This window comes from Mucilaginibacter sp. PAMC 26640, from assembly GCA_001596135.1.
Lineage (GTDB): Bacteria > Bacteroidota > Bacteroidia > Sphingobacteriales > Sphingobacteriaceae > Mucilaginibacter.
The window spans coordinates 4,486,691-4,512,275 of sequence record CP014773.1; the positions used below are offsets into that span (position 1 = coordinate 4,486,691).

26 protein-coding genes and 1 other RNA gene are annotated in these 25,585 nt (G+C 42.6%); 20 read left to right on the plus strand and 7 right to left on the minus strand.

From position 1 onward, the window contains the following. Positions 1 to 27 precede the first annotated feature (27 nt). Positions 28 to 1,326 (minus strand): NADH dehydrogenase, encoded by a 1,299-nt coding sequence (locus tag A0256_19435; protein ID AMR33436.1) that lies wholly within the window; start codon positions 1,324 to 1,326, stop codon positions 28 to 30. Positions 1,327 to 1,517: 191 nt separating this feature from the next. Here A0256_19435 and A0256_19440 point away from each other — a divergent pair, with 191 nt between their 5' ends. The 3 genes from A0256_19440 to A0256_19450 all read left to right on the plus strand — a co-directional run bounded on the left by A0256_19440 (position 1,518) and on the right by A0256_19450 (position 5,273). Beyond that, positions 1,518 to 2,594 (plus strand): hypothetical protein, encoded by a 1,077-nt coding sequence (locus A0256_19440; protein AMR33437.1) that lies wholly within the window; start codon positions 1,518 to 1,520, stop codon positions 2,592 to 2,594. 117 nt (positions 2,595 to 2,711) lie between these two features. Further along, positions 2,712 to 3,860: an aminopeptidase gene (locus A0256_19445; protein AMR33438.1), complete on the plus strand. Its 1,149-nt coding sequence runs from the start codon at positions 2,712 to 2,714 to the stop codon at positions 3,858 to 3,860. 207 nt (positions 3,861 to 4,067) lie between these two features. Beyond that, positions 4,068 to 5,273, plus strand: coding sequence for a hypothetical protein (locus A0256_19450; protein AMR33439.1), 1,206 nt, complete (start codon positions 4,068 to 4,070; stop codon positions 5,271 to 5,273). Between the two features lie 546 nt (positions 5,274 to 5,819). Here the strand turns inward: A0256_19450 and A0256_19455 are convergent. Then, positions 5,820 to 6,107: a hypothetical protein gene (locus tag A0256_19455; GenBank protein ID AMR33440.1), complete on the minus strand. Its 288-nt coding sequence runs from the start codon at positions 6,105 to 6,107 to the stop codon at positions 5,820 to 5,822. Positions 6,108 to 6,259: 152 nt separating this feature from the next. Between A0256_19455 and A0256_19460 the strand changes: the two genes are divergently transcribed. Continuing rightward, complete coding sequence (locus tag A0256_19460) at positions 6,260 to 6,859, plus strand: hypothetical protein (protein ID AMR33441.1); 600 nt, start codon at positions 6,260 to 6,262, stop codon at positions 6,857 to 6,859. A 292-nt stretch (positions 6,860 to 7,151) separates the two neighbouring features. On the opposite strand, the gene A0256_19465 is transcribed toward A0256_19460, so the two are convergent. Beyond that, positions 7,152 to 8,168, minus strand: coding sequence for a fructose-bisphosphate aldolase (locus A0256_19465; GenBank protein ID AMR33442.1), 1,017 nt, complete (start codon positions 8,166 to 8,168; stop codon positions 7,152 to 7,154). Between the two features lie 995 nt (positions 8,169 to 9,163). On the opposite strand from A0256_19465, the gene A0256_19470 reads away from it, so the two are divergent. From A0256_19470 to A0256_19490, 5 genes are all read left to right on the plus strand, one after another. Next, positions 9,164 to 10,360: an aspartate aminotransferase gene (locus tag A0256_19470; GenBank protein AMR33443.1), complete on the plus strand. Its 1,197-nt coding sequence runs from the start codon at positions 9,164 to 9,166 to the stop codon at positions 10,358 to 10,360. Positions 10,361 to 10,448: 88 nt separating this feature from the next. Then, positions 10,449 to 11,480, plus strand: coding sequence for a hypothetical protein (locus tag A0256_19475; protein ID AMR33444.1), 1,032 nt, complete (start codon positions 10,449 to 10,451; stop codon positions 11,478 to 11,480). Between the two features lie 149 nt (positions 11,481 to 11,629). Continuing rightward, positions 11,630 to 12,000: a transfer-messenger RNA gene (gene ssrA, locus A0256_19480) on the plus strand. A 249-nt stretch (positions 12,001 to 12,249) separates the two neighbouring features. Continuing rightward, a complete protein-coding gene (locus A0256_19485; protein AMR33445.1) occupies positions 12,250 to 13,467 on the plus strand; it encodes a recombinase in 1,218 nt (405 codons plus the stop codon). Positions 13,468 to 13,535: 68 nt separating this feature from the next. Then, a complete protein-coding gene (locus tag A0256_19490) occupies positions 13,536 to 14,066 on the plus strand; it encodes a DNA-binding protein (GenBank protein ID AMR34626.1) in 531 nt (176 codons plus the stop codon). Positions 14,067 to 14,099: 33 nt separating this feature from the next. Here the strand turns inward: A0256_19490 and A0256_19495 are convergent, their stop codons facing one another. The 4 genes from A0256_19495 to A0256_19510 all read right to left on the minus strand — a co-directional run bounded on the left by A0256_19495 (position 14,100) and on the right by A0256_19510 (position 17,509). After that, on the minus strand, positions 14,100 to 14,384 hold the full coding sequence (locus A0256_19495; protein ID AMR33446.1) for a hypothetical protein: 285 nt from the start codon (positions 14,382 to 14,384) through the stop codon (positions 14,100 to 14,102). A 25-nt stretch (positions 14,385 to 14,409) separates the two neighbouring features. Next, complete coding sequence (locus tag A0256_19500) at positions 14,410 to 14,883, minus strand: hypothetical protein (GenBank protein AMR33447.1); 474 nt, start codon at positions 14,881 to 14,883, stop codon at positions 14,410 to 14,412. Positions 14,884 to 15,194: 311 nt separating this feature from the next. Next, on the minus strand, positions 15,195 to 15,941 hold the full coding sequence (locus A0256_19505) for an ATP-binding protein (protein ID AMR33448.1): 747 nt from the start codon (positions 15,939 to 15,941) through the stop codon (positions 15,195 to 15,197). 17 nt (positions 15,942 to 15,958) lie between these two features. Beyond that, positions 15,959 to 17,509: a transposase gene (locus A0256_19510; protein ID AMR33449.1), complete on the minus strand. Its 1,551-nt coding sequence runs from the start codon at positions 17,507 to 17,509 to the stop codon at positions 15,959 to 15,961. Positions 17,510 to 17,723: 214 nt separating this feature from the next. Between A0256_19510 and A0256_19515 the strand changes: the two genes are divergently transcribed. The 11 genes from A0256_19515 to A0256_19565 all read left to right on the plus strand — a co-directional run bounded on the left by A0256_19515 (position 17,724) and on the right by A0256_19565 (position 25,234). Then, complete coding sequence (locus A0256_19515) at positions 17,724 to 18,182, plus strand: hypothetical protein (GenBank protein ID AMR33450.1); 459 nt, start codon at positions 17,724 to 17,726, stop codon at positions 18,180 to 18,182. A gap of 168 nt (positions 18,183 to 18,350) precedes the next feature. Then, complete coding sequence (locus A0256_19520; protein AMR33451.1) at positions 18,351 to 19,109, plus strand: hypothetical protein; 759 nt, start codon at positions 18,351 to 18,353, stop codon at positions 19,107 to 19,109. Positions 19,110 to 19,283: 174 nt separating this feature from the next. Further along, positions 19,284 to 19,553, plus strand: a complete 270-nt coding sequence (locus A0256_19525; protein AMR33452.1) for a hypothetical protein — start codon at positions 19,284 to 19,286, stop codon at positions 19,551 to 19,553. 14 nt (positions 19,554 to 19,567) lie between these two features. Next, the gene (locus A0256_19530) at positions 19,568 to 19,828 is read left to right on the plus strand and encodes a transcriptional regulator (GenBank protein AMR33453.1); all 261 of its coding nucleotides are present in this window, start codon (positions 19,568 to 19,570) and stop codon (positions 19,826 to 19,828) included. Next, complete coding sequence (locus A0256_19535) at positions 19,825 to 20,148, plus strand: hypothetical protein (GenBank protein ID AMR33454.1); 324 nt, start codon at positions 19,825 to 19,827, stop codon at positions 20,146 to 20,148. The genes A0256_19530 and A0256_19535 overlap by 4 nt, the downstream gene beginning before the upstream one ends. Positions 20,149 to 20,332: 184 nt before the next feature. Next, positions 20,333 to 20,737: a hypothetical protein gene (locus tag A0256_19540; GenBank protein ID AMR33455.1), complete on the plus strand. Its 405-nt coding sequence runs from the start codon at positions 20,333 to 20,335 to the stop codon at positions 20,735 to 20,737. Continuing rightward, on the plus strand, positions 20,712 to 21,698 hold the full coding sequence (locus A0256_19545) for a mobilization protein (GenBank protein AMR33456.1): 987 nt from the start codon (positions 20,712 to 20,714) through the stop codon (positions 21,696 to 21,698). Before A0256_19540 ends, A0256_19545 begins: the two co-directional genes overlap by 26 nt. Further along, positions 21,695 to 22,219, plus strand: a complete 525-nt coding sequence (locus A0256_19550; protein ID AMR33457.1) for a hypothetical protein — start codon at positions 21,695 to 21,697, stop codon at positions 22,217 to 22,219. Before A0256_19545 ends, A0256_19550 begins: the two co-directional genes overlap by 4 nt. Before the next feature lie 103 nt (positions 22,220 to 22,322). Continuing rightward, entirely contained in the window at positions 22,323 to 23,480 is a 1,158-nt protein-coding gene (locus A0256_19555; GenBank protein AMR33458.1) for a hypothetical protein, read from the plus strand. A 283-nt stretch (positions 23,481 to 23,763) separates the two neighbouring features. Next, positions 23,764 to 24,201 (plus strand): hypothetical protein, encoded by a 438-nt coding sequence (locus A0256_19560; protein AMR33459.1) that lies wholly within the window; start codon positions 23,764 to 23,766, stop codon positions 24,199 to 24,201. Between the two features lie 118 nt (positions 24,202 to 24,319). Continuing rightward, positions 24,320 to 25,234: a hypothetical protein gene (locus A0256_19565; GenBank protein AMR33460.1), complete on the plus strand. Its 915-nt coding sequence runs from the start codon at positions 24,320 to 24,322 to the stop codon at positions 25,232 to 25,234. Positions 25,235 to 25,585: the final 351 nt, after the last annotated feature.

Consider the following 25,585-nt stretch of genomic DNA (forward strand, 5'->3'; position numbering starts at 1 on the left):
TAACTATGCCATAATCAATAGGTGTTACTATTTAGCTACAGGATCTATGGTCATGGTCTTGGTATCAAAGTTGTGGATCACCAGCCGGTTGTCGCTATTGCGGGTAAGATAACCAACCGCCCAGTTGAAAAATACAATGGTTTTGTTGCTGAAACCAGCCAGGGAAAGCAAATGCACAAACATCCATAAGATCCAGGCGAAGAACCCCTGGAAACGCAGGTGCATTAGATCGGCAACCGCTTTATTACGGCCTATAGTGGCCATGGTACCCAGGTCTTTGTATTTAAACGGCTCTGTTGGCTTATTTTGAATTATCGATATTAGATTCTTTGCCAGCTGTTTACCTTGCTGCAGTGCAACCTGCGCTACACCAGGAAATCCCATCGGGTTGGCTTCGGTTGTCACCGATGACACATCGCCGATGGCAAATACATTTTGATAACCCTTTACCCGGTTAATCTCATCGGTTTGTATGCGGCCGCCCTTGGCAATCGCTTCCGGAGGTAAACCATCCGGCGTTTCGCCACGCACACCCGCAGCCCAAAAAACGTTGCGGGTGTTAATCACCTTCCCATCGTCAATTTTTAGCAACCCGCCGTTATAACTTTCCACATGCACACTGTTATAAATGGTAACGCCCATCTCCGTCAAAAATTCCTTTGCTTTTGAAGAAGCCTGCGGCGACATGGCAGCCAAGACCTCGGCCTTACCTTCTACCAGGTACACCTTCATATCTTTATCACAAAGCCCTGGGTAATCTTTGCAAAGAATATATTTTCTTAATTCGGCAATAGCACCGGAGAGTTCAACACCTGTAGGCCCGCCACCTACCACCACAAAAGTAAGCAGTGCATCCCGCTCAGTTTCATCATCAGTGACCAGCGCTTTTTCCAGGTTTTGAATAATCATGCTGCGTACGTTCAGTGCCTCGGCAATGTTCTTCATCGGCAAAGTATAGTGCTCGAGTTCTTTATTACCGAAAAAATTGGTATTAGCACCGGTAGCTACCACCAAATAATCATAATGTATATCGCCTATGTTGGCGGTTACTACTTTAGCCTCGGTATCGATCTTTTTTACTTCTGCTAAGTGAAACGTAAAGTTCTTTTGCCGGCTAAAAATGCGCCGGATAGGAAAACCAATCGAATCGGCCTCAATAGCTCCTGTGGCAACCTGATAAAGCAATGGTTGAAAAGTGTGGTAGTTATGTTTATCTAGCAGTAAAACATCAACAGGCGCATTCTTTAAATTCTTAGCAAGCTGTACGCCCGCAAAACCTCCGCCAATGATCAATACACGGGGTTTCGCTTTGTTTTCTTTATCCATAGTTGCATGTTACGGCTCGCAAATTAATGATTATACTGCCTAATTATATCACCATAAACAGCATAATTAAATTATGTGTTTTACAAACTCAATTAATTTAAAGGTTTTTATTGAATGGAGAGCTTAAAGTTCATTTATACACACTAAAACATTTAAGAATGTTTGTTGTCCTTATAATTTGAAAACAAGCTATGGATACACCTAACACCAAACCGAGCCGAGAAAAAACAGAGTTGACTTACATACAAAAAGTATGGTATACTGTAGGGATTGTTGCCCTGTTGGTAGTAACTATACTCATTGCACGTGTTGGATTCAATGTTCTATTAATGATCCTCGCAGCAACGCTCATCTCTACTTATTTTCACGGGTTGGGCAATATCATCCAGCGAAAAACTAATTGGGGACGCAAGCCAGCTATGGCCCTTTCTGTGGGCGGATCATTTGCTATATTAGCCGTACTACTTTGGTTTATGAGCACCAAAATTCAACAACAGGTGGCACAGCTTAGCCAGTCGCTGCCAGGTACCATTGCCTCTGCACGAGGAAAATTAGCCGAGACACCTGTAGGTCAGCAGATATTGACATACCTGGATGATAACTCCGGAAAATTGTTCCTTACCGCACAGCATTTCTTTAGTACAAGCTTTGGGGTGCTGGGTAACATTTATATCATTATGTTTCTTGGAATCTTTTTTACGGTAAGTCCCGGGATTTACAAAGAGGGTTTTATGATCATCATTCCTCCCGAAAAAAAGGAGCTATGGCAATGTATTATGGACCGGATCAACTTTTCGCTTAAAGGGTGGTTGAAGGGCACCCTCTTGTCCATTGTATTGATAACCATCATGCTCACTATCGGGTTAAGTGTTGTAGGGTTACCCGCAGTTTTGGTGCTTGCGTTATTTGCAGGTATGCTGAAGATCATCCCGAATTTTGGCTCACTTGTGGCAATGATTCCCGGAGTATTACTTGCTTTAACTATTAGTACCAATACCGCTATCGTCGTGGCACTTATTTATATTGTTTCACAAACTATCGTGAGCAATATAGTAACGCCCGTTATTCAGAACAAGATCATCAACCTTCCCCCTGCCCTAACTATTATTAGTCAGGTTTTAATGGGTACACTATCCGGTGCCCTGGGCATTATTTTGTCTGTGCCATTACTGGCAATTGTTGTGATTCTGGCTGATGAACTTTATGTAAAGAAAATTAACAAGAATGATCCAAAAATTGACGCGAAACATGTTCCGCTGGCAGATTAAAGATATTCTCGACAAATTTTTCAACTTAACCTAACACTACAAATCTGTTTATTGCCGCTGTTTTGTATCGGTTACATGTCTGTTCTGTTTTGTAGCTTAGTACGCTAAACTTCGCAAATGAAACTTAAACTTTCGCTTGTCTTGCTGTTGCTTGCTCAAATCTCCAGCGCGCAAGATCTTAAATTCGCCCGTAAAATGGTGGATACGCTTACCTCTTCTCACTTTTGGGGTCGTGGCTACACTAACAACGGTATGGGCAAAGCGGCCGATTTTTTAATTACCCAATTAAAATCCTATGGAGTTAAGCCGATGAGCGGTAAAAGTTACCTGCAGAAATTTAACTATGCTGTAAATACTTTTCCGGGCAAAATGGATGTTGCTGTTAATGGAGTAACGCTGATGCCGGGCCGCGACTTTTTGGTTACACCGGACAGCAAAGGAATAACAGCCGAAGGCAAATTAACCCAAACGGATAGTAGCCATTTTGTAGATCAGGCAAACCGGATCGTCGTTTTACTAGAAAATAAACTCACCTGGTCGGCTGAGCAAACAGTACTGGACTACACCGTAATACAATTGGATAAAAACCTGCAGAAACAAATTCCATCAAGCATAAAAGTTGATATAGAGAGCAGATTTGCATCCGATTTTAAAACGGGCAATATTTGCGGACTGGTAAAAGGCACATTGCATCCCGATTCTGTAATCATATTTACCGCCCATTACGATCATTTAGGCGGCATGGGTAACAAGACCTTTTTTCCGGGTGCAAATGACAATGCCAGTGGGGTAACACAGGTACTAAGCCTGGCTAAATATTATGGGACACATCCTCAGCCTTATACCATGGCTTTCATCTTTTTTGCCGGAGAAGAAGCAGGGTTGTTAGGATCAAAATACTTTACCGAAAACCCGCTGATCGACCTTAAAAGTATTCGCTTTTTAGTAAATCTAGATTTAGAAGGAACCGGCGTAGATGGAATTACCGTAGTTAACGCAGCGGTATTCCCCAAGGAATTCGCCATGCTGAAACAGGTGAACGAGAAATACAAATATCTGGTAAATATCAATTCGCGCGGAAAGGCCGCCAACAGCGATCATTACCTGTTCACAGAAAAAGGAGTGCCATCGTTTTTTTGGTATACTTTGGGTGGTATAAAAGCTTACCATGACATTTACGACATCAGTGCCACCTTGCCCATGAATGAATATGAGGACATGTTTAATCTCATATTAAAGTTTAATGAAAGATTGATGGGTAGGTAGCGTTTCATAGGTAACCAGATGCTGAAAGCTGCCTTGACGAACAAATTCTTTCCAAATCTTTTGTACCACTATGGAAACAAAAAGACACCGGTTGAAGAATGCAAAGCCTATTTTACATTTTCATTAAAATATCTCTGTAATTAACTTAATCAATTAAAACTATTTAAGTCAGTTTAGATTATAAGGTTAAAATTTTACGCCCCCAAAATGAGTAAACTTTACGAACGGTTAACTTCTTCTAACGCCGGACTATTACCTGAAACGCTGTTGCTCAAATACGAAGCAATGGCAGAAAATGCCTTTAGATTTTATCGCGGCACCTGCGGACTTTTTTATCAGGATCTGGCGCAATTTAAAACCATGCCGTCTTCTCCTCCTGCCTGGATCTGCGGAGATCTGCACCTTGAAAATTTTGGAAGTTACCGGGGTAATAATAAACTGGTCTATTTTGATTTGAACGACTTTGATGAGGCCCTGCTTGCACCCGCCGCGTACGAAATAGTAAGACTTGCCACCAGTATTTTTATAGCTTTTGAAAGTCTTAAAATAGAGCCGGACCGAGCTGCTAACATGGCCCGTCTTTTGATCAAAAGCTATGCAGCAACGCTTGCAAAAGGTAAAGCCTACAGTATTGAGCCCCGTACTGCCAAAGGCATAGTTTGGAATTTTTTAGAAACTGCGCAAAACAGCAAACCAAGCGATCTACTGGATAAACGTACCGAAAGGCGAAAGCACAAGCTGGTGCTATCCTTAAAGAATGAGCGGCATTTTGAAATAGATAAGAAACTCAAGGCAGAGTTGACGGCCCATATAGGTAACTGGATTGAAAATAATAGCGACAGCCCCTACAATTACAAAGTTAAAAGTGCCGTTTTCCGCCTGGCAGGTACGGGCAGCATCGGGGTAAAACGTTACCTCTTCTTACTTAAAAGCACCAACACACGAAACAAATATTTACTGATAGATATGAAGCAATCGAAATCTTCCACGGTGTTGCCTGCCATAAAATTGGCACAGCCCGCATGGAGCAACGAAGCGGAACGCATCATCAGCGTACAGGGACGAATGCAATACATTACACCTATGTTGCTCAGCACTACTGATTTCAGGGGGGACAGTTACGTTATTCAGGAATTGCAGCCCGTAAAAGATTCTATCAATTTCAAAATGATCCGCGATGATTACCGTGATTTATACCGGGTGATAGATGATATGGGAATGCTCACCGCGTCATCTCAGCTCCGTAGCGGGGGAATACAGGGTTCGGCGAATATAGATGAACTAATGTCCTTCGGACTAGCGGATGATTGGCAGCAGCCACTGTTGGATTACTGTTTTAAATATTCAAAAAAAGTTCACCAATACTATGAGCAATATTTGAAAGAATATCGCTCCAGAAAATATCATAAATAATAAATACTGCTTCATCCTATCTCACTGCGTGTTTTATTAATTACTCTGGCTTAATTAATATTTAGAAATTATCAAGAAAATGAATTTTCCCTGTTGTTAATTTTCGATTTTTTCACCTTAAAACACTTGCAAATAAAGCGTGTGATTTAATATCTTAGATGATCTATTACTGGTGGCGTCTGTCACTAGTGTGATAAGGTTTAGGTTAAAGGCCCCAAACAGCGAGTGTAAGGGGCCTTTTGTTCCGCCAATATTATTATATATACTATTTGATAAGCACGTAAAGACTATCTGGTTATAAATGCTATAACCGAATGTTTTAAATATTTTAGTATTTCCCTGCGCCACTGCACATTCGTGTCGATCCCATCGGCATTATTTTCGACACAGCCGCGCATGGTGCATGGATGGAAACGTACCAGGTTACATGGCAACACCAAACGTATTCAAGTCCTTAATTACCTACTAATATATATCGTTTTTAAACACAAAACCGGGCGCCATAGTATTGCTGACACCCGGTTTTGTTTCTTAGGTTGAAAGTATTTAGCCTTGCGGGTGTGACAGCACCTCATCTTTCAAAAGCGCTCCCCTGTCGGTTTTAGGTGATTTCGGTGTCGTCTTTCTAAAATCGTAACCCGCTTGTTCTTCTTCCTCTTTAGCACCGCCCAGGAATTTTGCAACAAGATTTCCAAATCCATCAGAAATTTTCTTGCGGATACCTTCCCCCTTATCACTTAATAAAATATAGGTTACAGCTCCTGCAGCTACCGCACCAATTGCTATCCCCGCAATAAGCAACGTATTATCTTGTTTCACAAATGGATTTTTCATAGTTGTAGTGTTTGTAATGACAACACCGCGCTTTCATTTTAGTTCTTTATTTTTGAAAAACACCAGGTTAAGAGTTTATTGACCCGGACCAACTCTGCACTGTTAACGCTAGATAATAATTATCTTTACCGACAACTCCAAATCATATCATAGTGAAATATCTTCTTACATTCTTATTATTTGCCACCAGTTCAGCAACTTTTGCACAAAGCTACCAGTTGCAAATAGCAGCTTACCGCGAACACTACAAAAGCGACTTTCTGGACGATAAAAATTCCCCGATAAAAAAGGATGACCTGCCGTATTTGCGCTTTTATGATGCCGATAGCAGCTATAGCGTAAAAGCTTCCGCCGAATTATTACCTAATGCTTCAACTTTCATCATGCCGGTATTTACAGGTACTGGCTCAGAATATATTCCCTACGCTAGGCTGAATTTTCTGATCAAAGGGCAGCCCATGCAACTAACCGTTTACCGCAGTACCCGCCTCGCTACGATTCCCGCTTACAAAGACTACCTGTTTCTGCCGTTTACAGATGATACCAATGGAATAGAAACCTATGGCGGCGGCCGTTACATCGATTTAAGGGAAGGCGATTTTAAAGATAACGCTGTTACAATAGACTTTAATAAAGCCTATAACCCGTATTGTGCTTTCGGGGCAGGTTATGCCTGTCCGAAACCGCCGGATGAAAACCATCTCACCACCGCTATCCAGGCAGGAGAAAAGCGGTATGCAAGATCCCATTAATCATATATACTTATTCACTCAGCCTGCTTTGCTAATTCTCAAACAAAAAAATACCGTGAAAAATATTTATTAATATTTTTCATAAAAAATAATATCTTCTTAAATTATCCCTAGATTTAAGAAAAATTGAAAACTGCATAATAAGTAGCGTTCGCTAATATTTAACCGTAATTAAATGGATAAACAAGTAAAATTATTCCTGATCGTATTTGGTTGCTTATTCGCCGTATATGTAGTTTTTTTACTCGTTAGCGAAAGATGGGCCTAGTCGGGGCCCAGCCATAATTTACCGCTAATCTTCCATTTCTTTGCGGTATTCACCCCGCCTTGCCGCATTGTTCAGACTCGCCCGCTCCACCAGCAGTTGCTGCGCATGGGGCACATTTTCATCCAATCCTTTCCAGTATTCCATAGCGGGTTGTTGCACCGCCCTGGCAAACGAGAACGTTAATGCCCATGGTAACTCCGGGTAGCTCACATGCATGGCGTTCAGATGCGCGCTGGCGTCCGTTGCTGATTGCCCTCCCGACAGGAAAGCAACACCGGGTACAGCTGCCGGTACACAACGTAATAAACAAGTTATCGTCTCTTCTGCTACCCTGGCGGCATCTGCCTGTTCCTTTGCATCCAGGCCCGGCAATATCATATTCGGTTTCAGGATCATGCCCTCCAGGTATACCCGCTGACTGATCAACACTTCGAACACGATCTGCAACACCCGGGTAGTCGCTGCCAAGCACTGTTCAATGGTATGGTCGCCCTCCATCAACACTTCTGGTTCTACAATGGGCACTATACCTGCTTCCTGGCAAAGTGTGGCATAACGGGCCAGTGCATGGGCATTGGCGTAAATGTTTCCATCGGTCGGGGTGCTTTTGTCTATGGTAAGCACGGCACGCCATTTGGCAAATTTAAGGCCCAGTGCTGCATAGCCCGTAATCCGCTCGCGCAAACCATCCAGGCCCTCGGTGATCTTTTCGCCGGGGAAGGCGGCCATATCTTTGGCGCCTTCATCCAGCTTGATACCGGGGATAATGCCGGCTTGCTCTAGCACCTCAATAAAGGGCACCCCATCTTTTGTAGACTGCCTTGTGGTTTCTTCAAATAGAATGGCACCGCTGATACAATCCCCCAGGCCGGGGGCAGTCACAATCATTTCCCGGTACTTGCGACGGTACTCCTCCGTTTGTGGTATCCCGATCTCCTCAAAACGCTTGTTGGCTGTTGGCGTGCTTTCATCCATTGCCAGCAGGCCCTTGTCGCCGGCCATCAGGCGCTGTGCTGTTTCCCGTAGTGTTCGCTTGTCCATTTGATTATTTATTTGCTGACGTGTAAAGCCCGGCGCTTTTGTCCCAACCGGCTAATATTACAACGATCGAATCGCTGCAATGTGTTGCTATAAAACTACATAGTTTGCCCGCCATAATCAACCCTTCAAGGGTGGTCGGACCGCTTTTTGGCACCGCTGTTCCACATTTGAAATATGGAATAGATAAAACTGCTTCTATCTGATTTACAGCTGATTACACACTTTTGATGGAACAGATTGGAACATCCCTGTTCTTTAATTAAAACCGGCAATTTATTATGATTCAATTACTTAAGCGAATATCGATAGGTGTAAAAAACACTACATGGAACAGCCTTTTGGAACAACCGGATTGGTTGCGTTTTACTTAAAAAGATTGGCAATTCAGCGTTTGCGTTTACTTTCATTTTTATGAGGGCTGGTTATCGCTGGTTTTCTGTCCTGTGGGGTGCCGAAATAAATTCGGCATGACGGCGGGGGGCATGACGGCGGGGGGGCATGACGGCGGGGGGGGCGGCGGCGGGGGGAGCGATTTTATAGCGGATACCTGTCCTGTGGGGTGCCGGGATAAATTCGGCATGACGGCGGGGGGCATGACGGCGGGGGGCGGCGGCGGCGGGGCAATTTTATAGCGGATACCTGTCCTGTGGGGTGCCGAAATAAATTCGGCAGGACGGCGGGGGGCATGACGGCGGGGGGGCGGCGGCGGGGGGAGCGATTTTATAGCGGATACCTGTCCTGTGGGGTGCCGAAATAAATTCGGCATGACGGCGGGGGGCATGACGGCGGGGGGCGGCGGCGGGGCAATTTTATAGCGGATACGTGTCCTGTGGGGTGGCGGGATAAATTTGGCATGACGGCGGGGGGCATGACGGCGAGCGGCGGCGGAGCAATTTTATAGTGGATACCTGTTCTGTGGGGTGCCGGGATAAATTCGGCATGACGGATGCTTATCGCTTTCGGATGTCCTTTTGTTTTTTTTACTAATTTTGCACATGCCAAAAATTTCGCAAAAAGGGCAGCGGATGCCTGCCTCTCCTATACGTAAGTTAACCCCCTTTGCAGATCAGGCCAAGCTCGATGGTAAAAAAGTATACCATTTAAACATTGGTCAGCCAGATATTGAAACGCCCGAAGGTATGCTGGATGCCATCAAAAACATCGACTTTAAGGTTTGGGCCTATACCCCCAGCGAGGGTACTTTGAGCTATCGTAAAAAGCTGGTTGAATACTACAACAAGCTGGGCTATAACATCACGCCAGAAAACATCATCGTTACCACCGGCGGCTCGGAAGCGATTACCATTGCCATGATGAGCTGCCTGGATGAAGGCGACGAGGTGATCATCCCCGAGCCTTTTTACGCCAATTACAATGGCTTTGCCAACCAAACGGATGTAGTGGTTAAACCAATATTATCCTACATCGATAACGGCTTCGCGCTCCCTCCTATCAGCGAATTTGAAAAGCTCATCACTGATAAAACTAAAGCGATCATCATTTGCAACCCCAATAACCCTACCGGCTACCTTTACTCGCAGGCAGAATTGGATGCGCTGAAAGAACTGGCCCTGAAATACGACCTCTACCTGTTCAGCGATGAAGCCTACCGCGAGTTTTGTTATGACGGCCGTACCTTTATTTCTCCAATGCACCTCAGCGGACTGGACGAAAACGTGATTGTAATGGATACCGTAAGCAAGCGTTACAGCGCCTGCGGTGCACGTTTGGGCTGCCTCATCACCAAAAACAAGGAAGTGATTGCCGCAGGTCTCAAATTTGCCCAGGCACGCCTGTCGCCGGGTATGGTGGAACAAATTGCCGGCGAAGCCGCAGTTGACACACCCGACGAGTATTTTGAAGCCGTTAATAAAGAATATACCAAACGCCGCGATACGCTTGTGACCGCCCTTAACAAAATCGACGGCGTTTACTGCCCTAACCCCGGTGGTGCCTTTTACGTGGTGGCCAAGTTCCCCATTGATAATTCCGACAGGTTTTGCCAGTGGATGCTGGAAGAATTCAGTTATGATAACCAAACCGTAATGATGGCCCCTGCAACCGGCTTCTACAGCACACCGGGCGCCGGCACCAATGAGGTAAGGATGGCCTATGTACTGAATAATGACGACCTCAACAAAGCCATGGTTTGCCTGGCCGAGGGCCTGAAGGCTTACCCGGGTAAAGTTTAATGCAGTTGCGGGAGCAGCAACAGTTGCAGCAGCGGTAGCTATGACGGTAACCAGCGTTGCACCAATCTCCTAATGAACAAATAAACCAATGAACCAAAACATCAGCTGGATAAGCAATTTACGTTTACTGGCCATGTTTGCGGTAGTTGTATTGCACACGGCATCTCCCTTGCTGTTCAGTTACCAAACGGAAACGCCTGGCAATTGGCTGGCGGGAGATGCCTATAATGCCCTTACCCGCTTTGCTGTACCGGTTTTTATCATGATCACCGGGGCGCTGCTGCTGAAACGGGAGTATGAACTGGGCGATTTCTTAAAAAAGCGCATCGGACGGTTAATCCTCCCCTTTTTGTTCTGGAGTTTGGTTTATATAGGCTACCAATGGTATATCGAAATCATCGTTTTCCCTGCCGATGCCTGGGGCTGCATCAAGCTGGTGCTGCACCAGCTCAAAACAGGCAGTTCTTACCACCTGTGGTATGTGTACCTGCTCATTGGTTTGTATTTGTTTATCCCCATCCTGGGCCGCTTTGTGCGTAACGCGTCCGAAAAAGAAACCCTTTACTTTCTGGCCATCTGGCTGGTCTGTATCCTGGTCAGTCCGCCCTACTTTAGCAGGTTCAATACAGCGATCGAACTCCGGTACTTCAGCGGCTATATTGGTTACCTGGTGCTGGGTTATTACCTGGCCAATAAACAATTTAACTTCAGGCATGTGGCCGTTGTTGCCGCGCTCCTCTTCCTCATTTTAGCTGCGATCATCGCGGTGGGGACCTATTATTTTGAGGTAACGAAAGAGGAGCTCAGCACTTACTTTTACGAACCCGTGGGGCCATTTGTGGTGGTATTGGCTGCCAGTGCCTTCCTCATCGCTAAAAACACCGTTATACAACTGAACCGGCAGCTCACCGGCTTTTGCGACAGCGCCAGTAAATACACCCTTGGCATTTACTTTAGCCATGCGCTGATCCTGAATATTTTAGAACTGAACGATATCACCTACAAAATATTTAACCCCCTTTTCAGTGTTCCGCTGGTGGCCCTGCTTTGCTTCGGCCTGTCCTGGTTGCTTGTTTATGCCATGAACAAGATCCCCATCCTGCGGCTGTTCGCCGGCTGATCTGCAAGCCTGCGCCGGCAGCATTTTCCGGCTTGTGCATCAGCGCTTTCGGGGCTTTGCAAGAAATATTCTCGTGTAAGCAAACTAAAAAGCTTATCTTTGTGTTATCTGCAAACTGGAAACAGTAATACTGCAAACTCTACAAAAATGGGGTCGACCGGAATTGACAGGATGGAGATAAATAAGTAAGCATGCAGCGCGTTGGGTGAATTAGCGCTAAAATCTGAACGCTCAAACTTACAAATGGCGAAAATAACTACGCCTTAGCTGCCTAATTTAGAATTAGCATAGCTTTTGTCCCGCCGGTTCTCTGTTCTGTTGGATCGGCAACCGGGGCATCGAAAAACGGAAATAGCCTGCTTAAAGGTGTGGTAAGCAAGCGAAACAAAGCACATACGGACTAAGGTACAGGTAAGCGGTTAACCTTCCATAGCCCCGACAATTAAATAACAGCTAAGCATGTAGAAAGCTTACCTTATACCATGTTTGGACGAGGGTTCGAATCCCTCCGGCTCCACTAAGTTCAATGTTAAAACAGACTAAAAGCCTGCAAATCAAATGATTGCAGGCTTTTGTTTTTTAGTCAAATGGTTATATAATTCACCAATTCACAATAAAAAGGAGCGTAATTCGGTGAGTTAGTTTTAGAAATTCCTTACTCACCAAAACGACTTATTGATCTGACAATCAAGGTGTTCAAATTTTGAACATCTTGTACAGATGTGATTGCAAGCTTAATTTTGTTTCACTTTTTAATGCTTAAAACATTATGAAAACTAATTTCAGCTTGCTTTTTTATTTAAAAAAGCCAAAAAACTATCAAGCCGGCCTGGTGCCGATTTATCTACGTATTACCGTAAACGGTAAACGTTCGGAAACTACCACAGGGCGGGAATGTGAGCCAAGTCTATGGAATTGCATTGCGGGTAGATTAAAAGGGACTAAGGAGGACACCAAATCTTTTAATGCCTATTTAGACACTTTGCAAAAACAAGTGTATGAGGCGCACAGTCAATTGACCGAAGCAAAAAGCAGTATTACCGCTGAAACTCTTAGGGATAGGCTATTGGGTAAAAGCGAAAAAACAAGAATGCTTATAGACGTATTTAAAGAACACAACAAGAAAATTGCCACATTAGTTGGTAAAGAATATGCCGCAGGTACATCAATTCGTTATCAAACTTCACTGAAACATACACAAGAATATTTGCAGTGGCAATACAAAATGTCGGATATAGATATTAAAAAAATCGACCACGATTTTATTGCCAATTATGAGTTTTATCTCCGTTCAGAACGCAATTGCGCTAATAACTCTGCTTTTAAATACATAAAGAATTTCAAAAAAATCGTTGGCATTTGCTTATCAAGCGGGTGGTTAGACAAAGATCCCTTTATCAATTACAAAATAAGGATCAAACAGGTTGACCGGGTTTTTCTCAATGGCGATGATTTGCAAGCTATGGCAAACAAAGTATTTTCAACAGAGCGCTTAAATCAGGTAAGGGATATTTTTTTATTTTGCTGTTTTACGGGTTTAGCTTATGCTGATGTAAATAAGCTTAAACGCAACGAAATTGTCAAAGGTCTGGACGGAGAAATGTGGATATTCACAAAACGTAAAAAAACAGATACGCCAAGTCGCATTCCATTATTACCATCTGCCTTAACGCTACTTGATAAATACGCTGATCATCCAGTTTGCGGTAATTTGGGTAAGGCACTCCCGGTAAGTACCAACCAGAAAATGAATGCTTATTTAAAAGAAATAGCAGGGATTTGTGGCATAGATAAACCTTTGACTTTTCACATTGCCCGACATACTTTTGCCACTACCGTTACACTATCCAACGGTGTACCGATAGAGAGCGTAAGCAAAATGTTAGGTCATACCAATATTAAAACTACACAGCACTACGCTAAAATATTGGATTTAAAAGTTAGCCAGGACATGGCCGCTATTAGACAGAAATACGCCGCAATTTAATTTCATAATCTCTAAGGTCACATTTTGTGACCTTAGAGATTCTCATTTTTTTAAAAGACAAGAAACTAATGGAAAATCAAATAATACCTGATGAAATAATCATGAATCAAATCTATTACATAAGAAATCAGAAAGTAATGTTAGATTTTGATTTGGCAAAATTATACGAAGTAGAAACCAAACAACTGAAAAGACAAGTAAGAAGAAATCTTGATCGATTCCCCAATGATTTCATGTTTGAGCTTTCACAAGACGAATATCAAATTTTAAGGAGCCAAATTGGCACCTTAAAACAAGGAGAGCATACAAAATACTTACCTATGGTTTTTACCGAACAGGGTGTTGCCATGTTATCGAGTGTGTTAAATAGTAATAGGGCTATTAAGGTAAACATACAAATCATACGCATATTTACACGCATCCGCCAAGTGTTAATGGATAACACCGACTTACGATTGGAAATAGAAAAAATTAAATCTAAGCTCGATAATCAGGATAAGAATATGGAAGTTGTATTCCGATATCTTGATGAACTTATTGATAAAAAGTCAGAACCGCAAGAACGTAAAAGAATAGGTTTTAAACCGGATTACTTTTAAACGTATAAATAACAAATTCAAATATCACTCAGCTTAATATATCCGGTCAAAATGATGCTCATATTGACCGGAAACTTCTCTATAAGTGAAATAGGTAAATGGTGCTAACACATTCTTAATGGGCAATGGAGCATTTCGATATAGATTAAATAATTGATTTATGTCATTTTCGCTCTTTACCCATATAACAGGCTGCAAAAAATATTCATAAAAGGGGTTTGCAAATTTCATTTTAATTTTATCGCTTAATTTAGATGCAATAAGTCGCTTTACCCTTTCAGAGTCAGTTATATCAATTGTTTGAAAGTGGAGATTCACAACTTCAATTAGAATATATGCGCTATCATATTCGTTCAGAAATTAGAAAATCTGCAGTACAATTATTTTCATCTTGTATTTTCTCTTCAACGTTTATCAAATTACATCCCGGTTGTTTTTTGATTTCATTTAATACTGCCAGTTCACCTATGAAATTCAAATAATTTTTGTCAGGTTCTATCAACAGATTATAAATTGAATGATGTATTAATGCTTTTTCAGTGGATGTCAATACTGATGATAAAGATTGAAAAAGCGTACTATACCAGTCAAACATGCCTGCGCCCTCTCCGGTGTTATAGTGTTCGCTAATAAGAACACTGTAAAATGTAGCCTCTCTATAAATAGAATTTTGAGACAATGCCAAATCACTTTTGACTTTTTCTAAATTTTTGCTGAAATTTTTATTTATTGTTACCCAGCTTATATTATTTGTTCCCAAAAGGCCTAACAATCCCGACATTTTCTTTTCTAAAAATGGCCTTACATCATATTTCATATTGGTGATTCAATCTTTAAATGGGATTATTTAGTCTCAAAAATAAAATATAAATAACTCGAATTAAATATATAACTTCACTTAAATAGACCTATATAATACTTAATCACAAGGAAAAAGTTATATATCTCCAAAGTATATTTTTTTGATTTAAAGCACCCATTATTTTATTAATAGTAAATAATTTGTATGTTATGGAGATGTTGACCACCTGATTCCGGGCCAAACTGACCAGGCAATTAGCTGACGTGGGGCGTGCAGCAAACGCTATAAAAGCGTGTACAAAAATAGTTATTTAAAAGGCAATTTCATTAGTAGCTGGATTCCGGTTCAACGTTACGTTTTCTTCTCATAGATTCTCCCTTTAGTTCGATGCGGTGCGCATCATGAACGATCCGGTCCAGGATCGCATCAGCAACCGTTTTTTCACCGATAACTTCAAACCATTTGCTTACCGGTAATTGTGAAGTGATGATCAGCGAGGTCTTGCCATGCCGGTCTTCGATCAGTTCCATCAGCGCAGCCCTGCTTTGTGCATCAAAAGGCTGAATACCGAAGTCATCCAGTATGAGCAGCTGTGTCCTTTCCAGTTTAGCGAGTTCCTTGATATAAGAGCCGTCTGCCTTAGCCATTTTCAGTTTAGCGAATAGCTTAGGCGTGCTGGCATAAAACACCCTGTAGCCCAGCATACAGGCCTGATAGCCGATGGCAGAAGCCACATAGCTTTTACCGATACCCGTACTGCCCGTAACCAGTATGTTTTCATTGCGGTCAATGAAGGTACAGTCTGCCAGGCGCATGATCTGGTTGCGGTCGATGCTTCGGTCGGCATGGTAATGAACGTCCTCTACGGAGGCTTTATAGCGGAACTTGGCATACTGTATCTGCCGTTCGATACGCCTGTTTTGCCGGTCGTCCCATTCTGCATCTACCAGGTGGGCCAGCAGTTCATCCGCTGTGTAATCATTTGTTTTACCCGTTTCCATGCTGCTTTTGAAGGCATGGAACATGCCGAAGAACTTCATCTTCCGCAGTTTGTCTAGTGTACTTGTGTTCATTATTTGTTGTTTAATGGTTATTTGTAATAGTCTTTCCCCCGGATATTATCATGGTTAGGCATAGGCAGCTCATCTGCAAACAAGCTTTCCTCATACCCGTCCATCTTGTTCTCCAGGATGGTTTGTATCGTTTTATAGTTATGGATACCGTAGCTGAGCGCACGCTGGCAGGCCATCGTTAAGCGCTCGTTCCCGGCTTTCTTGGCGAAGCCAAGGACACCCAGGCAGGACTTGTAAGCCTGCTCCGGGTGTTGCTTGCGATCAAGGATCTTAAGGATATACAGCCGCACATCCTCATGGATGGATGCTGCCCAATCCAGGAACTTATCAGGTGTCCAGTCAGTTACAAAGCGGTGCGTAGTGGCCATGTGGTCTTTATCGGTCGTATAACCGTAGGGGTTCTTTGCCCGTTTATGCAAAGCGATACGCTCATAGTTGGAGTAGATCTCAACGATGGTGCGGGAATACAACAGCTTAACCCGCTTGCCGATGAAGCGGTAAGGCACGCTGTAATAGTGTTTATCAGGGCCGAGGTTGACGTGGCCATTCTTGATCACCTTAGCGTAGAAGTGCTTTTTGAACTGGTAAAGCAGGACAGGCAGCGGCATCAGGGTATGCCGTTCGATCTCTTCAAACTGTAGCCTGCGGCTATAGTTACGTCCTTTAAGCAACTGGCTGTTATGGGTTTCCAATGCTTCCCATATACCTGTATTCAACTCTTTTAAAGAATGATAGGTAACCCGGTTGATAGGCGCGTAGATCTTGGTATAGATGATCTTAACGGCACCTTCTACCAATGCTTTATCACGCGGGCGGTACGCCCGCGCTGGTAGTATGGTGGTGCCATAATGGTCTGCAAAGTCCTCAAACGTTTCGTTCAAAGTAGGTTCATAGCGGCTGCTTTTGGTTACGGCTGCCTTCAAGTTATCCGGCACAATGGCGGCGGGAACGCCGCCGATAAAGTGCAGCGTATTCTCGCAGGCTGCAATAAAGTCTTCCTTTTGCTGGCTCGGAACCGCCTCTACATAAGTAAGCTGACTGGCTCCGAGGATAGCCACAAAGACCTCTACTGCAATAACTTCACCGGTATCCTTGTCGGTATAGCTTAGCTTTTCGCCTGCAAAGTCCACATAAAGCTTATCACCGGCTTTGTGATCCATGTGCATGGTCGGGTTGACCCTGGCTTTCCATTGGTTGTAATAAAAGCAGAATTGGCTGTACTGGTAGCCGTCAGGGAACTCTTTGCGGTAGGATTCCCATAGCATGTACCGGTTGACACCGGTGCGTTTGAGTTCTTTATCTACTTGGGGAAAACAGCGCTGCATGGACTGCATACGGCTGGTAGGCGGGTGTTCTTTGCTTTTCCCGAAGAGGTCTTCGAGTTCCTTATCGTTAAGGGCATCGATCTCTTCAAATGTAAAGCTGGTGGCTTTAAAGGCGGCCAGGTACTTCTTTACGGTATTCCGGGATGCATCAGTCTGGGCAGCGATGGTCATTATGGGCCGCTGCTGGCTGTACATCCTTAAAATCTTTCTAATCTTACTCATGCTGATCGTCGAATTGGCCATGTTTGGAGGTATATGTTGCCTCCGAAAGATGGTTGCTTCTACAGCATTTGCTACACGTTGAGGGTGGTCAGTTTGTCCCGGAATCCCCTGGTCAGTTTGCCCCGGAATTGGTGGTCAGCTTGCCCCGGAATCAGGTGGTCTGGTTCATCAGAATCTCCAGCATGATGACAACAAAACCACATATTTAGAGGAAAAACCAAATGACCTCAAGGAGTTGATAGAAACCAGCATTTCAAGCGGAAATATCATTTTTCTTGGAAATCCTATCAGAAAATACTTGGAACATACCCTTAAAAACATTTGCCTGAACCTGGAGGTGAAATTAAGTTTCCGTTACAATGATATTAATGAAAAACGGATGCCTGATGAAATGTTAAATGAATTGAAGTCAAAGATCAATAAAAGCAGTAGCGATCTTAAAGCTAAAATACCTGTAATTGACCGTTTGGCCAATTCCTCTCAGCTGGGTAACTTGTTATCTCACGACAATGCTTTCAATCCTAAAATCGGAGATTTAAAAGCGTTTTGGGGCGATATTGTAGAATTTGAAAAAATATTTATTTGTCAGGATGATGGCTGTAAAAAGCGTAATGTGTCACTAAAGAATTATGACACAGTTGCAAAAACAATTCGGTGTGGTTGTGATAAAACAAAATATGATTGGAAAATATAACGACTAATAAATATGGTATCGTAAACAACGTTCTGATAATGTGTTTCGATATCAAATTCTCGACTAACCAATTAAACTAACAACCTTTTAGTTTTTCTATAATAGAGCCTTATCACCGCATTTTTAACGTTGAGGATAAACGGTTATTTTTGAATAAACGATCTATCTATGAGAGCACAATATTTTAAACATCGTCATTGGGCTGATTTTTCCCAAGACACCAACGATATAGGCCGCCCTTTGTTTTGGCCAAAAGACAACGAAGACAATCATTTTTTATACAGGTTATATGATAAGCAGGAAGCAGGATTTCCTGCTTTTTATCAATATCACCTCGATTATTTTCTAAAGCTTTATCCCGATGCCGAAGAAGAAGAATTTTTCACACACGTTTGGGAAATAATTGACGATGCCACCGCCGAACTGAAAGTAAAAAACCGCTACACTTCCAGGCACGCAATGGAGTTCAAAAATAAACAACATTTAAAAAGTTTCTTAGCCTACCTTAAAACTATCGACCAATGGAACACAGGCCGAACCAAAGATGAAATCATTGCAGATAAAGAGGGCGAAATCAGAAGTTTAAAAGAACAAAACGCCGAGCTGAGAGAAGAACTTAAAGCTGCGAGGAAATTAGAAACCGAAGACTTTATCAATATTCAGGAGGGCTATCTTTTGACAGTGGTTGACCTCGCAAAGAAGATGCAAGGCTTAGAATTGAATGGTAAGGAACTTGTATTTTCACAAACACAAACGGTCTGGACAAAGATGGTCTGTAAGAATTTCAGACATGGCAATAAGGAAATTAAGTTCGAAACCATAAGGAGATATTTCCCGGGCAATCCTGATGAACCCAGCGGCAGGTCAGCCGTAGTTCCCGCCAAATCACAGCTTTTTCAAATAGTTGAAGCGAAAAGGCGAAGCTGATATAGTTCGCTTTTCGCTTAGCCCCTTTGTTTGCTCCCATCTATCATTTTATTGATAATGAGCTAATTGCATACTGTTGCAACTTAACTCAAACCACTCCAATTTAACCACGCGAATCTGCGTGGTAACGAAAAAGTGCATTTTCACTATTCCTTTGATCCAAAATCGAAGGCTATGGAAATATTCAGCACAAACGCCCTAAGCCAATGCATAAGGGATGCAGTCAGGGCAGAACTACAACAACACTTTAAAACAGGCGGCAGCCAGCCCCTGGATTCGGAAAAACTCTTATCCAAGCAGGAGCTTGCCGCTGAACTGGGCGTGTCATTGGTAACGCTTACCGACTGGATGAAAAAAGGCTTACCCTATTTGCGCCTGCATAAACGGGTGTACTTCAAAAAAAGTGAGGTACTCAATGCCATGCAACAAACTATCAAAGATTAAAAGGAGGATGACAGATGAATGTGGAATTGGTCACAAGAGAAGATTTAAGGCGGTTGGAGGATTTATTAAAAGAGATTAAACAGATCGTTCAGCCGGGACAAAGCCAGCCTAAGAAATGGCTAAAAAGCAGCGAGGTAAGGAAGATGCTTAATATATCACCAGGCACCTTACAGAACCTGCGCATAAACGGGACGTTACGCTTTACCAAAATGGGCAGCATTATGTATTACAAGTTAGAGGACATCAACAAGATTTTGGAGGAGAACGAACAATGATTATCTCAAAAGAATTAAATGGTTACAGCGACATTATTAAGCGCATGGGAACGGACAGGCGGGTAATGGCAACCCATGTAAGCTTGTTCACGACTCTGTTTATTTTTTGGCAGCGAAATGGCTTCGTTAGTCCGTTTGCCATCACCCGTAAGACGGTAATGGCGTTTTCCAAAATTGCATCCATTGCGACTTACCACAAGTGCATCAGGGAATTGGATGAGTACGGTTACATCCGTTATCAACCATCTTTTCACCCGGCAAATGGCAGCTTGATTTATTGGCCGGATGGCTTAAAAGCCAACGGCTTTAAGGCATTTTGAGTTATGCAGATATACCGACTATACCCGCTTGCGGGGATAGCGGTTTTTTATCCGCTTGTAAGGAGCAAGTTTGTGTTTTTGTTGCCACAAAAACATCCCGGATGCCTACGGCACCGGGCAAACTTGCCTTTTGCGCCCGTTGGTTGCAAAAGGAAAAATTGAAGAAAGAGTAAGGAGTTAACCGATGGAAGCGACAGTAAAGACAACTAATAAACAACAGGTAAACCAGACAAAAAACAAAGGCGGTGCGCCGAAGAAAAGAGTTAGGCGGGAGTTGATTATCCGCATTAGAATGACAGCGACCGAGCGCTTTTTTATCGACAATAAAGCCAAGACCGCAGGTATGCGGTCAAGCAGTTGGATAAGGGCAGCGGCTAAAAGCGCGAAGATAGTTCCCCGATTAACGCATGATGAGCGGCACATCCTTTGGATGCTTGCCGAGCTTGCTAACAACCTGAACCAGCTAACTAAGCTTGCACATCAACTTGGGCTTTTAACCGTAGCACGGGATTGCAGTAAGATTTTGAACGAGATAGATATTACTTTAAAACACCTCAATAAGCATGATAGGGAAAGTGATAACGGGTAGAAGCTTTGGCGGGTGCATCCGCTACGTGGTACAAAAACATGATGCGGTCGTATTGGATGCCGCAGGCGTAAGAATGCAGCAGGTCAACCAAATCATCAATGATTTTAACCTGCAACGAAAGTACAATCCCAATTTAGGAAAGGCCGTTGGCCATATTGCCTTGAGTTGGAGCGTAAACGATGCCGCTAAGTTGAACGATGAGATAATGGTAAATATGGCTAAAGAGTACCTGCAAAAAATGAAAATACAGGATACGCAATACTTAATTGTTAAGCACCGGGATAAAGATCATCCGCATATTCACATCGTTTACAACCGGGTGAGCAACAATGGTAAAACTTTATCGGACAATTTTCAAAAGCAGAGGAATGTACTGGTAGCTAAAGAATTGACCTTAAAGCATGGCCTTTATATCTCACCGGGTAAGGAAAAGGTTAACCGACAACAGCTTAAAGGTGAGGATAAGATCAAATATGAATTATTTGATGCGATTAAAGCGGCCAGCAAAAAAGTGAAAAATATTAACGAGTTAAAGCTGGTATTAGCTAAACAAGGTATTGTTACCCACTTGAAATACAAAAGTGGCACTACCGAGGTACAGGGCATCAGTTTCAGTAAGGGTGAATACAAATTTAAAGGATCAGATATTGACCGTAGTTTAAGTTATGCAAAATTGAGCCAGGCCATAGAGCAACAGCAGGTTAACCCGGAAAAGACTTTGGCTGATCAGCTAAGGGAAGTAATGAGAAACGCCGAACAGGAAAAGAGCAATAGTCAAAAGCCGGAACAAACCACCTATTTAAAGCCCCAACCTGAAACACATTATTTGAAACAAGCCTTATCGGCGGGAACTGACTTGTTAGGCGGTTTACTTGCGAATATGCCGGAGGAAGGCAATACACCGGAGAGTAAAAGGAGAAAGAAAAATGAACGCGAACAAAGCAGAGGAATATCAAGATGAAAGAGATAGATGAATTAAATAACAGAATGGACAGCAGTGAGGAAATCGTAGATAACCTCGTAAAAAATAGTTTAGAAATGGAAAAGCAGGTGGCTAAAATCGCTGAAATCCATATTCCAGATTATTCAGTGGCAATGGATACAATAATTCGGGAGGTAAGGGAAATCAAACAAAATGATAGAACAGATCAGCAATTGATTTTGCTTAAAACCCTCATTGAGAAGTTGGACAAGGCACCAAAGTCAGCTGTTAAGCAATTGCGAATTATTTTATTCCCCGAAACTAATCAGGGACAATATTACAAAATTGTATTTGGCAGACTTATTCCTTGGGGTTTATGTTTAGTCGCTATTACTTATTTATATTCTTTAGGTGGGAAAGCAATTGAAGCCTACAGTCAACATAAACAAAGTCAACAATCAGCCCATTATCAACGGGCTTGGATTTATTTTAAGCAGATAGCAAAAAGGAGAACTTTATCAGCTATGGATACAGCTTATACTAAAACAGCAGATAAATAAACCCTTATATAATTAATTATTAAAAAATAAAGTCCCCTTTCACTCGCTGTTAGGGGACTTTAACCTAAGTATTATGATTTGAAAAACACCCGGGCTCATAAAAATGTATATCATAAATAATCAACGGAGGATATTTATGAAACAACAAGTAATTGAAGATGTGAACATTATGCCTCAATTAGATAAAGCCTGTGGATTGGACATGCACAAAGATAAGATCGTCGGCTTTATCTCCGGGAAAGATGGCAGCAATCAGGAGTTCAGGGAATTTGGAACTTACACCTGTGAACTCAAGCAGATCAGAGATTGGTTACAAAAGTGTGATATTCACCATTGCCTGATGGAGAGCACGGGCATTTATTGGATGAGCTTATATGCCATACTTACCGAAGCAGGTATCGAAGTAATCGTCGCGAATCCAGTTCATATCAAGCAGATGCCGAAACGAAAAACTGATCGCAAGGACGCTAAATGGCTTTGTACATTGTTACTGCACGGATTAGTTCGACCAAGTTTTATGCCTGACAATACTCAGCGAATAATCAGAGATTATTGCAGGAATCGTTTATTCTATACTTGGCAACTCAATCGCATACGGAACCGCTTGCTTAAGATATTGGAAAGCAATAATATCAAACTTCGTTCTGTCATTAGTTCCATACATACTTTATCGGCAATGGATATGATAAGACTATTGGCGAAAGGTGTCACAGATCAGGAACAATTACTTAGTTGTGCCAGAGGCAAAGTAATTAAAAAGAAAGAACAGTTGATCAAAGCATTAGATGGGACATTGCAAACCTATCATCACACTCAATTGCAAATGCTATTACAGGATTACGACCATGTGCAAAAGCAGGTCGACTTTTTAGATAACTCAATTACTGAAATAATCAGTGAGCATTATGCACAGGCATTTGAATGTCTTGATAGCATTAGCGGCATTGGTGTTAAATCAGCCGAAATCATTATAAGCGAAGCCGGAAAAGAGATGAGCAGATTTCCATCAGCGGATCATTTCACTGCGTGGTGCGGTATTGCACCGGGCAACAACGAAAGTGCAGGCAAGCGAAAAAACACTGCAATTAAAAAAGGTAACAGTTATTTAAGAGTCGCCATTGTTGGCGCGGCTTGGGCTGCGGTTCGCATGAGAGATTCCTATTGGCATGCTTTATTCGATAAATTACGGAAACGAATGAAAGCGCAGAAAGCTATAGTTGCCGTCGCAAGAAGATTGCTTAAAGTGTGTATAACACATTAGAAACGCTAACTATTTACAAAGAAAAGGGCATTGCTCACTTCGTAGACTTGCAGGCTAAAGCAGCATTGTATAATAACGCGAGGCTGTCGTGGCCTCAAAGCAATATTGATTAACAAAATTAAAAGGACGGAAAAGGTAATAGAATAAAAAGTCTGAAACCTAAGCTGCCAAAACTGTAGATAGCACCCAGGCTTGTTCCATGAGAACGCAGAGGAAACTTATTTTTATTAAATATAATATTGCTTGACTCGTCCGGAAAAAGCTATACACTAAAAAGAAGTGTATGAAAAAAGAAAACGAGGATTTATTAGCGGGGGGTCGGTTCCACGAGAGAGGACATTTCCAGGTAAGTTTACGGGATGAGTTGATAAAAGAGATAGAGGCTGGCACTCCAAGAAGTGTAATAGTTTATCAATATGGTGTATCTCGAAGTACGTTAAGCGATTGGATGCGTAATCACGGATCGAAAGAATACCAAACAAAGCAGCGAGGGGCTCATTTAACAGAAGTTGAAAAAAGATCGATAGTTCGATTGATTGAGCAGGGAGAGTTAACTCCTCATGCAGCGAGGAAGGCGAACGGGATTAGTGGTAACACATTAAATAAATGGCTTAGGGCCTCAAAGAAGGAAAATGTCGAACTTGCGGTTTATGATCCATTTGAGATGAAGGATAAGCTTGCAGAAGGGCTTGAATTACCGGACAGTGAAAAGAAGCTTTAAAAAAGGTGCTGGAAGAAGCGCAACTGAAGATCAGTGCGTTAAATACGCTAATTGATGTTGCGGAGGATCAGTTTAAAATCGCAATCAGAAAAAAAGCTGGTGCCAGGCAGTCAAAATAATGAAGCAGGACTATCCCCAATTGGGGTGGGGCTCTCTGTGCAGACTGTTTGGCAAAACGCGCCATGCCTATTACGATCATTTATGGAGGAGCCAGCATGATTCGATGAAAGAGGAGATCATTCTTCAGCTTGTACATGGACTAAGGGGTCCGTTGCCCCGGCTGGGTACACGGAAACTGCTTTTTTTATTACAGCCTCAACTGCAATCACATGGTATTTCGGTTGGCAGGGATTACTTATTTGAGTTACTCGATGTCCACAAGCTGCTGATCCGCCAGCGCAGGAAGAAAGTATTCACCACAGACTCCCGCCACTGGATGCATAAGTACAGTAACCTGGTTAAAGGGGTGGATATTATACGCCCGGAACAGGTGTGGGTGAGTGACATGACTTATATCAGGGTGATGAACCAGTGGGGCTATTTAAGCCTGATAACAGATGCTTTTTCCAGGAAGATCATGGGTTATTGTTTCCGAAGCGATATGCTGGCATTGGGGTGTATAGCAGCCCTGCAAATGGCGCTTGATAGCCGCAGTTACAGCGGGCAGTCGCTAATCCACCATTCAGACAGAGGGGCTCAATATTGCTCGAAGGACTATGTGGAACTGCTGTGCAGTGAACACGTATCCATCAGCATGACCGAGCGCGGCGACCCGTATGAGAATGCGCTGGCAGAGCGAATGAACGGTATTCTAAAGGTTGAGTTTAACCTGTATAGCAGTTCATGCAACTTTGAGCAGACTTACGGGAAGATACATAGCAGCGTTAAGGCATATAACGAATTAAGGCCTCACGGAAGTTGTGATTACCTAACTCCATACCAGGCGCACAAGCAGGGAAATGTATTGGAAAAGCGATGGAAGGCCTATCCCAGAAAATGGCAGAAAGAAAAGCCAGTGGTTGTGCCGGTATAAATAAACCCCAACAAAAGTTATTCACAAAAAAGAGGAGGCCGGCAAAAAGCAAAAAAAGAAAAACGTGTTGAAATATGGAAAACTGAAGGAGTTTCCCACATTCCAACACGACAAACAACAACAAGTTATTAATGATTATCTTTAAAAAAACACCTGTATAGTTCCTTTCAGGATTAACAGAAAGTGTTGTATAGGTATTACAGGATTTACTCACAAATCTGTATAGCTATTTCCGGACGGGTCAGCTGGCCAGTGCTAATATAAAAGCGGACACTCGATTGTAACGTTATCGAACAGTTGTTAGAGATAATTATTATATATCATACTTATAATCAAGGCGCTATGTAAATG